We start from the raw sequence: 11,424 nt of genomic DNA, 5'->3' as shown, positions 1-11,424 counted from the left end.
CTGTGAAACGCCCAACGGGTTGGTTTAAAAGCGATTTATACTGCGTTATTGATTTTAACAATAGAACCACTATTACTTGCAATCAATGCCTTGCCTAAATCGCTTTTAATTCCAACTGAAACTCGTATCTAGAGGTAGTTTGAGTATGTATTCTTAGAAATGGTCGTGCTACTGATGATCTCCTCAAGGCCTTTCCCCTCAGGCAATAAGTTTTGCAAATAATTACGTACTGCACGAGAGTCAAAATCGCCATTGAGTGGCAAATGTGGTGAAACTGCAAAACCCTCGTTGATCCATTTAGCCTCATAAGTAAATGAAATCTCATTTTCAGAGCCTATTGCCAGCGTTATCTCAGCCACCTTTTGCGATTGACCGATAAACACATCTAAACGATTGGTGTTAGTACCACTGTTCATCGCTCACCTCATCATTGCTATGAGCTATATCATCACTGACAAGGCTGAACGACAACCCTAAATACTCCATAACTTTTAGTACATTATGCAGTTGCACAGTTACATCACCTTTTTCTATTTTTATTAGCGTAGGCTTAGAAATAGCAAGCGCTTGTGATACATCCACTAATGTCAGCTTCATACCAGTTCGCTTTGCAGTAATGGCTTTAGCCAGCTGCATGGGTGAAAATGGCTTAGAAAGCTCAGGCATTTCAGTACGCTTAACAACTCTTCCGAGTGTTTTTTTGACGGAGGAATCGCTCATTTATGGTCAACTATAGTTTACTTATACAACCAATTCTAGAATACCTTAAGAAAAAGTCAACGATACTTTACTTTTAGACTAAATAATTAATCAACAAGACCATAAGTAAAATGCATTTAACTTATGAATACTTGTAATTAAATTAAAACCCATAAGTAAATTTTAATTGACTAGTTTATAGCGTAAAACTGGTAAGTTGAAAAACGGGCTACGGTTACATCCTAGCTCCTAGTCACTACCCTAGAACCTAGCGCCTTTGCCTTAATCTATGATTGTTTTAAAACCAATTTTACCACCGAGCTCACCGAGGCGCGGCGCTACACAGAGAAGATAAAAAGTGCTTCGAGCGACGGGCTTCGAGCGACGAGCTACGAGCTACGAGCTACGAGCAAATCCTAGCTCCTTTTAGCACCGTAGGCGTTAAGCTTGCTGACGCGAAAAGCGAAGTTTTTGAATTGTAGCGGGAGTGTATCTCGCGCTTTGGTTTTTAATTAAATTTTACAAACCCATGCCTGCTAATTTAATTTTTGTAGCATAACCTCTTGCAGAAAACACTTTACATACGTGGTAAACAGAATCATCTTTATCAGCAGATACTCTATACGCTATTTGGGCTAGTTATTTAGCGACATACATAGGAGATGCCGCTAATCCTTGTGGTCTTGGAACAAAGTGCATGGCCTTAGTACATTCTTTTGATGAAGCTAACATTTCCCAAACTAACTCAATCACTTTATCGTTAATCTCTATTTGGCTAGCTGTGCCTTTACTAAAAGATCTTTTTTACGTCCTTGTCATCAATACCTTCATATTTTTTAGATATCATCCATTCCTTTGTTAAACATTATTTTTATCAGCAATTCTTTTCTTCCGTCGGTTCCTATACCAATAAACTCGTTAGGTTTACCTTCTTCAATATAAGCAACATAGTTTTTGTAAGCCGAATTTTTTATTTCTAAATCAAAGAAGTAAACCCCACCTTTATCATATTTAATACCACTAGTAGTTGATTTTAAAAGGTTCTTTCTTTGGGCTTTTATATATTCGTTTTCAGGTTCACCTTGAGGTATATATATAGATAAAAGGAGTTCTTTCACTGTCAATTTATTACCTGAAACAAAGAAGTGATCTTCATGTGTGAAGTTTTCATCTTCAAATGAAATATCAATATAAGAACCCTCTTTCTTTAATTTATAGCCCACGATATTGCCTTCATTATCAACGGCTTTTTTACAGCTATCAAAGGGTGCTATTGGCTTTACTAATTGATAAATAGTGCGATCTTTACCCTGTAAGTCGCAATCTAAAATAGCTGCATTTACATGAAGCGAGCATAGAGCTAAAAAAGAGAGGTAGATTATTTTCATTTATATCCTTTAAATTAAATATGTTCCTATTTTGATGGTATCTGTTTTTTTTATATGCAGCAATACCCATACAATATATGCAATTACTCCATAATCTTAATACGCTTAGCTTGTTGAAGCGAAAAGCGCAGCTTTTAAATTGTAGGCGAGTTTATCTCGCGCTTTGGGTTTTAATTGCAAACTTTTAGTTATGTCGCGTTGGCGACGGCAACCAAGGGGCGTATAACGCCGTACGCCCCTTGGAACCCCACGGCGCCCCGAGGATCACACTGCTTCCTCAATTTAAATTAATGATATGAACGTAAATGCTGTGTATTCGCCGTCCATGGCGAAGTCACAGCTTAACGCGCATCCATGCGCTGTTATTACTCATCATTAATTTAATTTCGGGTGTGATCACGGAGGAACTGTCTTCACAGCAGTGTGTAATTTTGCCGTAGGCGTTAAGCTTGCTGACGCGAAAAAGCATACTGTGATCTTCAGTGTTAAATTTGCTGAATATTTAAAATCAAATTAATCAGAGCAGTATTTTTATTAGGTACTTCAATGTTATTCTATACAAATACATGACTGAAAGGACTCCGCATGATTTTAAAAGATAAAACGCTCGTCACAACCAACTCAGCAAAATTAAAAGCAGGCCAAAAACAAGAGCTAGACGTAGCATTTTACTTACGCCGCGCATTTAAAGACCACCCTCAAGTATTTGTGTTTAATGATGTAAAGTTTAAACACAACGGCGAAAGCGCACAGATAGACCACCTTATTGTTTATACCTACGGGTTTATTCTTATTGAATCAAAAAGTATTACTGGTGAAGTTGCAATAAACCAACATCAAGAGTGGAGTCGCAGTTACCGTGGGCAATGGCAAGGTATGCCGTCACCTATCAAACAAGTTGAGCTACAATTGGCATTACTAAAAAGTTTAGTAAGAGACAATGCTCCTCAACTCCTGCCAAAGATGTTTGGTAAAATACAGCAAAATTTTGGTGGCCGTGAATGGTATAGCATCTGCGCAATATCGAGTAATGCCATAATTAATCGAGATAACACGCCAAAAACGCTTGAAGAGCGACTCGTTAAATCAGAGTTTATAGCGGATAAACTTTTAGACATAATGAAGCTACCGACATCAATACCAAATGCCCTGCACTTTTTCTCAACCAATACTCGCCCATGGTTTAGTGAAGAAAGCTTAGCTAGGATCTGTCAGTTTCTTTTGGAGCAAAATATTACTCCTGCCACACAGTTAAAACCTGATGCGTTAGCAACAAGCCTCAACGAGCCAAGCCCGATTTATCAAAATGAATCAACAGCTCTTGCACCAAGATCTATTGTTCCAACAATTAAAGAAGAGCAACCAAATGTTGTCAATGAAGTAAATTTACAATGTAAACAGTGCAGTAATAGCAAGACGCTTAAAGCGCGCTCAGGCCGCTACGGCTATTTTGTTACATGTAGCGAGTGCAGTACCAATACACCAATGAAAATGTCTTGCCCGCAATGTACCAGTGCTAATACCAAGGTGAGCAAACGCAAAGAGCTCTACTCATTAGTATGCGGTGATTGTGAAAATACAGCACTTTTCAAATTTGATGGTTAAAGCTCGATAGTATTCAAAAATAAGAGGTATATCATTCCGGAAATTCATCAACCACTTCCACTGTTGCTATGTGTGATTTTAAAACATCATTATCTGTATAGTTTATTTGAAAATACAAAGTACCCTTTTTAAAAGGTTGAGCTTTCACTGATGGCATCAATTTGTAACATCTATATTTATTGTAAGATGGTAATTTCTGTTGTGGGCTTCCATCAAACAAAGGCAATGCTTGTGTCAATTTAAATCGTGTAGGAATATCTAAGCAAATAGCCCCACTAGTTGAGCCTTTTAAAATATACTGTGTGTTGTTTGAGGAGTTATTTGAAACGAGTTTTATACCATTTTGCTTCATTGCTGCTAATTGCTTTTGAGCCTTATTTAAAGAAGCGATAGGTGCAGTAAGGTTATCACTTTTAATACCAGTAGAGCTTTTTAGTAACCCATTTATTTCAGCCTCTATTGGGTAAAGTAGTTTTCGCTTTTCCCATAGCTCTGGGTCCCCACCTTTGAGAATAGATAATCTAAGCCAAGTTTTATCAGTAAAATAATTAACTTTCTCCGTGCTTCCATCTGACTTTTCATCTGACTTTGACTTATGAACTAACCCTTCGCTACGCACTTCAAGCGTTTGTGGCTCCACATCTGATAAAGATGACCCAGCGGGTGTATCAGTTAAACCAATTGTCATTGCTGTAATTGGAGAAAGTAATATATCTGTAGCGTAACCAACAGGGTTGCGTATCCCTTCTTCTTTACTGAAATAGTCGTAACATCGCCCAATAGCACACACTTCTTTCTTTATAAGCACTATTTCACCAGCTTTTAAAGGCAGAACATTTACATTATTGTTACCACTATGTCTATATAGCGAATTACCTGCAACAAAGTCCAAATCTAGCTGGAATACTAAGTCATTATCATTTGTACCTGTAACAGACTTTGCGATCTCTTTAGCTACTTTTATTTCTTCTGTGGTTACGGGGTTTGATAGACTTAGAGCCTCTCCTGCTGCTGCGATAAAATCAATAATACTTCCGGCTTTATCATTTTCATCTAAATCGTACTCATAGATTTTTAATTTGAGACTTAATAAGTCACTCTCCATTCGTTTAGGACCATATAGCGCTTTATGGAAAAATGGAGCTTTCGTAGCATCTGCAATTGAATCATACGGGCCTAATATTTTGGTAATAGTATCGCTTGATGTTCCTGTTACAACTTCTTCAAATTCAGCGACAATCAAAACTTCATTATCTCCGCCAATATCTGGTAGGTATCTTAGATAGGTATCCGTTAAATAAATACTAAAAGTATCATCGCCGCTTAAAGCATGAGCTTCATCAGTTTTATATATCATACCGTCAGCACTATACAATTCTTTGGCAGTAACAAGAGGAGAGGTAAGGTTTTTATCTGAACCGACGGAATAAATGGAGATATCACCGGTGCTTGCAGTGCAAGCACATAAAAGAGAACATAAAACAATAAATAATAAAAGCTTCATCAGAAATTCCTTTTCAACAAACTTAATGACTGGTTAAAATTTAGACCAAACAACATCAATGTCAACTTTTTATTAACACTTGTTACTTTATAATCTCATGGCTTGCATTACACTTGCTAAAGGGATCTAGGTACTTGGAATTTGTCGGGAACAAAATTCCGCCATGCAATCAATTACTCATCAATTGAGTCTTTTCAGGCAAAGTAACGGGGGAGTTTTCTTAACAGCATCGTTTAGGTTGACCGTAGACGTTAAGCTTGCTGACGCGAAAAGCGCAGCTTTTAAATTTTAGGCGGGAGTTAACCTCGCGCTTTGGTTTTTAATTGCAAATTTGATGGTTAATGTCGCGTTGGCGACGGCAACCAAGGGGCGCATAACGCCGTACGCCCCTTGGAACCCCACGGCGCCCAGAGGATCACACAGCTTCCTCAATTTAAATTAATGATATGAACGTAAATGCTGTTTATTCGCCGTCCATGGCGAAGTCACAGCTTAACGCGCATCCATGCAATTAATTACTCATCAATTGAGCTTTTCGGGCAAAATGACGGGGGATTTATTAACAGCATCGTTTAGGTTGACCGTAGGCGTTAAGCTTGCTGACGCGAAAAGCGCAGCTTTTAAATTGTAGGCGGGAGTTTGTATCCGACTTTGGTTTTTAATTACAAATTTTTAGTTATATCGCGTTGGCGACGGCAACCAAGGGGCGCATAGCGCCGTACGCCCCTTGGAACCCCACGGCGCCCCGAGGATCACACAGCTTCCTCAATTTAAATTAATGATATGAACGCAAATGCTGTGTATTCGCCGTCCATGGCGAAGTCACAGCTTAACGCGCATCCATGCGCTGTTATTACTCATCATTAATTTAATTTCGGGTGTGATCACGGGGAATTATCTTAACAGCTGCCTTTAATTAAATAATGAGTTAATGCTTGTTTACATTGCATTTTTTAGTAAACTGAGTGCTCGCAAACAGGGAGCGATTTAATGCAACAGATTGGTATTTACGAGCAGTTAATTACACAAGTAATTAAGCAAAATTTAAATCGTGACCAATTTTATGTGGGCGAACGCCAACTAGAATCGGCAGAGGCTGCAACGTGGCTTTCGCGCTTTTTAGGCAAGCTGGTTGAACATGCCATTGATGCAATCCCTAATTCAAGCGAGCGTTTGCAAGAGCAAATTAACCTCGCAAACAGCCTTGTACTTTGGCTTAAAGATCATATTCGCGATGACGAGCTGATCAACGAAAACCTTATCGACAGCCAAGGCAGAATACTCACCGCGCTGTTTAATACCCAAAACCCCATTGCGGCAAATCTTAAAGATTACTCTCACGATATTTTTCCGCTAACAGGGCTTACACAAAGCGAATTGTTTAGCGGTGCGAATGCGGGTATATCGCTCGAAACCGAGCTAAAACGCGAGATTAAATCGTCCGACACTATTTACTGGCTTGTCTCATTTATAAAATGGACGGGGCTGCGCATATTTAAAAATGAGCTTGAAGCATTTACCAAAAGTGGTAATAAACTCAAAGTAATTACTACTTCGTACATGGGTGCAACAGATGCTAAAGCGGTTGAGTTTTTAGCAGGCCTATCAAATACCGAGGTAAAGCTTAGTTACAATAATCAGCAAGAACGCTTACACGCAAAGTCATACTTGTTCATGCGTAATACGGGGTTTCATACCGGTTATATTGGCTCGTCTAATTTATCGCATTCGGCGCTTACCAGCGGCCTTGAGTGGAACTTAAAAATTACCGCGCAAGAAATCCCGCACATCATAGCCAAAACCAAAAGTACCTTTGAAACCTACTGGCAGTCGCCAGATTTCGAACTGTTTACTGGCAAAGCTGAATGTAAAGAAAAGCTCATAAATTCACTTAATGAGCAACGCGGTGTTGGCCAAGCAAGCAGCCAGTTTTATTTTGATATAACACCTAAAACCCATCAACTCGCTATATTAGAAAAACTAAGCGTTGAGCGTAGCGTTCATGATCGCTTTAAAAATTTAGTGGTTGCCGCAACCGGCACAGGCAAAACAATCATATCGGCGTTTGACTTTAAAACCGTTTACGATAAAAACCCAAACGCACACTTTTTGTTTGTAGCCCACCGTGAAGAAATACTCAAACAAGCGCAAAGCGCTTATCGTGGTGTACTTAAAAATAACGACTTTGGTGAGCTGTGGGTGGGTAACTACAAACCACAGCGCTATAACCAATTATTTGCGTCAATCCAAACGCTGAATAGCCAAATTGAATCGCTCAATCTAACCCACGATTACTACGACTACATTGTGATAGACGAAGTGCATCACGTAAGCACAGCCAGTTATCGCGCGATATTAAATCACTTTACACCCACAATATTACTTGGCTTAACCGCAACACCAGAGCGACAAGATGGCGCCAATATACTCGATGATTTTTGCGGCGTAATAGCCGCTGAAATTCGCTTGCCAGAGGCAATAAATCAACGCCACTTATGCCCATTTCAGTACTTTGGCCTTGATGATGACACCGACCTAAGTCAAATAACATGGCGTGGTGGCCGTTACGATATAAGCGAGCTAAGTAACCTTTATACAGGGGAGAACAACCGCGCTAACAAAATTATATCCAGCCTTGCTGATATAGTGACTAATGTTCACAACATTACAGCGTTGGCATTTTGCGTAAGCCAAAAGCACGCAGAGTTTATGGCGTCTAAGTTTAACTTAGCAGGCATAAACGCCGATGTGCTGATCAGCAAAAACACCAATGAGCGCGCGGCTAAACAACAAGCACTTCGCCAAGGTGAAATACAAATACTTTGCGTGGTTGATATTTTTAACGAAGGGGTCGATATTCCAGAAGTCGATACACTGTTATTTTTACGCCCAACTGAAAGCTTAACGCTGTTTTTACAGCAACTCGGCCGTGGCCTGCGCCTGCCCGACAACAGCCAAAAACAGTGCTGCACCGTACTCGATTTTGTAGGAAATGCGCGCCCAGAATACGACTTTGCCAGTAAATTCCGCGCGCTGATTGGTAAAAGCAACCAACCGATAAAAACCGAGATTGAAAACAACTTCCCGCATTTACCGCTGGGTTGTCGTATTGAACTGCAAGAGCGCGCGCAAAAAACGATATTAAAAAATATTCAGCAAGCCATAAACACTAAACGCCGTTTACACCAACTGATAACTGCTTACCCGCAACATACCAATGATACGCTCACGCTGAGTAATTTTTTACGCATAAACCCGCAAGTCACGCTTGAAGATATTTACAAACCAAAAGACAGAAAGCTCGGCGGCTGGCACTGGTTAAAAGGCGATGAAATACCCGTAGAGCAAGCCGATATTTACGCCGCGTATTATCGCGCTATCAACACCCAATTACTCGGCTGCGACTCGCTCAGCTACTTATGCTTTTTACGTGATTTATGTAATAACGACTTTAGCTTTACCCCAACGCCACAAAATCAACAGTACGCGCTTATGGCGCATTACAATTTTTGGGATACCACTGGCACAAGTTTAGACTTTAAAACGCTTGAGCAAAGCTTACAGGCACTTAAACACAAAGAGCTACAGCAGGAACTTGCGCAAGTAATTACGCTGTTAATAAACCGCATTCACCAGCAAGAAAGCGATTTAACGTGCTTACCTAATCACGCAATCAAATTACACAGCCGCTACACGCGCCAACAAATACTCGCAGCATTTGGCGCTCACACGTTTGAGCAAAAGTCATCTGCTCGTGAGGGTGTTCTTGTATTTAACGACCAAAACCTTGAGCTGTTATTTGTAACACTCAACAAGTGCGAAAAAACCTACTCGCCCACCACGCTGTATCACGACTACGCAATCAGCCCTACTCTGTTCCATTGGCAAACGCAAAATAGCGCCCGCCCAGAACACGGCCGCGGCCTTAGTTATATTGAACACCAACAAATAGGCAAAACCATATTGTTATTTGTGCGCGAACAAGGCAAAGACGAAAACGGCCGAACCATGGGATTTGTAAACTATGGCGAGGTTAAATACCAAAGCCACAACGGCAGCCAGCCGATGAATATAACGTGGGAATTAACCAACCCCATGCCAAGTGAAATGTGGCATGAGGCTGGGAAATTGGCAGTTGGGTGATAATTTAAAATAAGGATGTTTGATGAGCCATAACTATAAAATGACGAGGGCATACAATGAGCAAAACTGGATCACGAGTATTGATGATGTTCAAAGAGGCCTAAAATGTAATTGTACTTGCGTTGATTGCGGATCACAGTTAATTGCCAAAAAAGGAGCTGTACAAGCAAACCATTTCGCCCATGCTCCAGATGATCAAAAAGCAAAACACTGTAAATGGAGCTACGAAACAGAGCTTCACTTGTTAGCCAAAGAAGTACTCAACAACAATAAAAAGCTAACAATACCAATTGGTAACTTTGATCCTTATAACTTTACACTTATTTTTGATAATGTTGATATTGAAACTCCCATTGATAATTCAAAACGAATTCCTGACGTGATTGGTTATTCAAAGGGTGAGCAAATTTTAATTGAAATAGCAGTATCACATTTCTGCGGGACTGAGAAAACTAGTGAATATAGAAGGCTAAATAAAAACGCTATCGAGTTCGACTTTAGTAATTTCGTTCCTACCTCTGAAGTAATAACATTAGAAGAAGTGAGTGACTTATTTGAAAACTCAAATGCAAAATTTCTGAGTATTGCTCCTGCTGGATTTATAGGTGAGCTATGTCATGCACATGAACGTCAATCAATTAAAGATTTAATGTTTGAAAGAAGGGAGTTTTTAAATAGATACGAACAAGAAAAGACAAGTTTAAATGCAGCCGTAACGTTTCTCAAAGAGCAATTACGAGATTTATCCTAAAGTATCCCCAGAATTAGCCTTTATATATCAATGAACTAATAGTATTAAAAAATGTGGGAAGCGAGGGAACATTCATGGTGTTTTGTGATCTTATGAATCGCTTAAAAACAACAGAGCTAAACACCATGAATGCTTTTACTATTTTGCACAATATGCTCCGCGCTGTCACCCCTAACTCAATTCATAAAGCCAGATTTAATACTTTAGTCGCTGCCGTTAAATCTCTATTGCACTGCCAGCAATGTACCTTGACGTCTATCGGCCGCAATTTGAATTCAAAAACAACTGAAAAACATGATATTAAACGTATTGATCGACTGCTCAGTAACCACGAGCTTTTACGTGAATCAACAACGGTTTATGTTCACTTAAGCCGTTTTGTGGTCACTGAAAAGCATCCCGTCATTTTGGTTGATTGGAGTCATGCAGATACACAAACCAAATACTGTATTCTGCGTGCCAGCATTGTTAGTGAAGGTCGCTCTTTAACCCTGTATCAGGAAAGTGCATTCAGCTTTCAATATCATTGCCCAAAAGTACAAAAACGGTTCTTAAAGATGCTCAAACTGATCTTGCCGAGTGATTGCCGCCCTGTCATTGTGACGGATGCGGGCTTTAAAGTTCCTTGGCTCAAAGCAGTGCGAAACAATGGCTGGCATTATATTAGCCGAGTTCGAGGTACGGCACACTTGAAAACGCAGGGCAGCGATGAGTTTGTTCCATGCCAGTCACTATTCAAGAGCAATCAACGTAGGAGCCAGTATCTTGGCGCGACCGAGTTGACCAAAAGTGCACAATATCACACGCATGCAGTGCTGGTTGGCAAAGGGCATAAGTTATTAAAAAGAGATAAAAAACGTGGTTATAAGGAGCCTTGGCTACTCGTTTCTTCACTTCCAAAAAGGCACCACTTTCTCGAAAAAGTGCTCAAATTATATGGTATGAGAATGCAGATAGAAGCAGGATTTCGAGATCAAAAAAGTGTTAGGTTCGGCTTAGGCTCAGATCTGCACAGGACAAACAAACTCTATCGATTAGACATACTGTTACTGCTTGCCACACTGGCTCATTGGTTCTCAATGATGCTGGGCGCAGTGATAGACAAAGCAGGAAAGACAGGCTCTTTTCAAGCTAACTCAACCAAAAGGAGGCGAGTAGTGTCATGGGCATTTGTTGGGCTGCGATACTTCAAAAAACAGTCCATTAAATTGCGACGGCGAGATTATTTGGAAGGACTAGCCTATTTCGTACAGGTAGTAGTGCAAATCGATTGGAAAAATATGGATGTGAGTGATGTAATTGAAACTTAATAATTATTTTTGGGGATCCCTTAG

At 40.0% G+C, this 11,424-nt stretch carries 8 protein-coding genes; 4 read left to right on the top strand and 4 right to left on the bottom strand.

The annotated features are described in order from the left end of the window. Positions 1 to 128 precede the first annotated feature (128 nt). The 3 genes from H5232_RS20515 to H5232_RS20505 form a co-directional block, all read right to left on the bottom strand. Positions 129 to 416, bottom strand: coding sequence for a HipA N-terminal domain-containing protein (locus H5232_RS20515; protein ID WP_259398490.1), 288 nt, complete (start codon positions 414 to 416; stop codon positions 129 to 131). Next, a complete protein-coding gene (locus tag H5232_RS20510; RefSeq protein WP_145242858.1) occupies positions 400 to 720 on the bottom strand; it encodes a helix-turn-helix domain-containing protein in 321 nt (106 codons plus the stop codon). The genes H5232_RS20515 and H5232_RS20510 overlap by 17 nt, the downstream gene beginning before the upstream one ends. Positions 721 to 1,535: 815 nt before the next feature. Beyond that, positions 1,536 to 2,087, bottom strand: a complete 552-nt coding sequence (locus H5232_RS20505) for a hypothetical protein (RefSeq protein ID WP_182831422.1) — start codon at positions 2,085 to 2,087, stop codon at positions 1,536 to 1,538. 585 nt (positions 2,088 to 2,672) lie between these two features. Here H5232_RS20505 and H5232_RS20500 point away from each other — a divergent pair. Further along, positions 2,673 to 3,692, top strand: a complete 1,020-nt coding sequence (locus tag H5232_RS20500) for a nuclease-related domain-containing protein (RefSeq protein ID WP_182831421.1) — start codon at positions 2,673 to 2,675, stop codon at positions 3,690 to 3,692. A 31-nt stretch (positions 3,693 to 3,723) separates the two neighbouring features. Here H5232_RS20500 and H5232_RS20495 read toward each other — a convergent pair whose 3' ends face one another. Continuing rightward, positions 3,724 to 5,196 (bottom strand): hypothetical protein, encoded by a 1,473-nt coding sequence (locus tag H5232_RS20495; protein WP_182740603.1) that lies wholly within the window; start codon positions 5,194 to 5,196, stop codon positions 3,724 to 3,726. A 990-nt stretch (positions 5,197 to 6,186) separates the two neighbouring features. Here H5232_RS20495 and H5232_RS20490 point away from each other — a divergent pair. The 3 genes from H5232_RS20490 (at position 6,187) to H5232_RS20480 (ending at position 11,400) form a co-directional block, all read left to right on the top strand. Next, entirely contained in the window at positions 6,187 to 9,339 is a 3,153-nt protein-coding gene (locus H5232_RS20490) for a DUF3427 domain-containing protein (protein WP_182831420.1), read from the top strand. Positions 9,340 to 9,361: 22 nt separating this feature from the next. Then, entirely contained in the window at positions 9,362 to 10,090 is a 729-nt protein-coding gene (locus H5232_RS20485) for a hypothetical protein (RefSeq protein WP_182831419.1), read from the top strand. A 92-nt stretch (positions 10,091 to 10,182) separates the two neighbouring features. Next, entirely contained in the window at positions 10,183 to 11,400 is a 1,218-nt protein-coding gene (locus H5232_RS20480; protein WP_182831418.1) for an IS4 family transposase, read from the top strand. Positions 11,401 to 11,424 lie beyond the last annotated feature (24 nt).

It is taken from the genome of Pseudoalteromonas sp. SG41-5 (genome assembly GCF_014164495.1).
GTDB lineage: Bacteria > Pseudomonadota > Gammaproteobacteria > Enterobacterales > Alteromonadaceae > Pseudoalteromonas > Pseudoalteromonas rhizosphaerae.
The sequence above is the reverse complement of the archived record's forward strand: the minus strand, read 5'-3'. Positions and strand labels throughout refer to the sequence as shown.

Bases quoted from the DNA above. Each gene is read 5' to 3' on its own strand.
- H5232_RS20495 (WP_182740603.1), bottom strand. From the start codon at position 5,196: ATGAAGCTTTTATTATTTATTGTTTTATGTTCTCTTTTATGTGCTTGC.
- H5232_RS20505 (WP_182831422.1), bottom strand. From the start codon at position 2,087: ATGAAAATAATCTACCTCTCTTTTTTAGCTCTATGCTCGCTTCATGTA.
- H5232_RS20490 (WP_182831420.1), top strand. From the start codon at position 6,187: ATGCAACAGATTGGTATTTACGAGCAGTTAATTACACAAGTAATTAAG.
- H5232_RS20510 (WP_145242858.1), bottom strand. From the start codon at position 720: ATGAGCGATTCCTCCGTCAAAAAAACACTCGGAAGAGTTGTTAAGCGT.
- H5232_RS20485 (WP_182831419.1), top strand. From the start codon at position 9,362: ATGAGCCATAACTATAAAATGACGAGGGCATACAATGAGCAAAACTGG.
- H5232_RS20480 (WP_182831418.1), top strand. From the start codon at position 10,183: ATGAATCGCTTAAAAACAACAGAGCTAAACACCATGAATGCTTTTACT.
- H5232_RS20500 (WP_182831421.1), top strand. From the start codon at position 2,673: ATGATTTTAAAAGATAAAACGCTCGTCACAACCAACTCAGCAAAATTA.
- H5232_RS20515 (WP_259398490.1), bottom strand. From the start codon at position 416: ATGAACAGTGGTACTAACACCAATCGTTTAGATGTGTTTATCGGTCAA.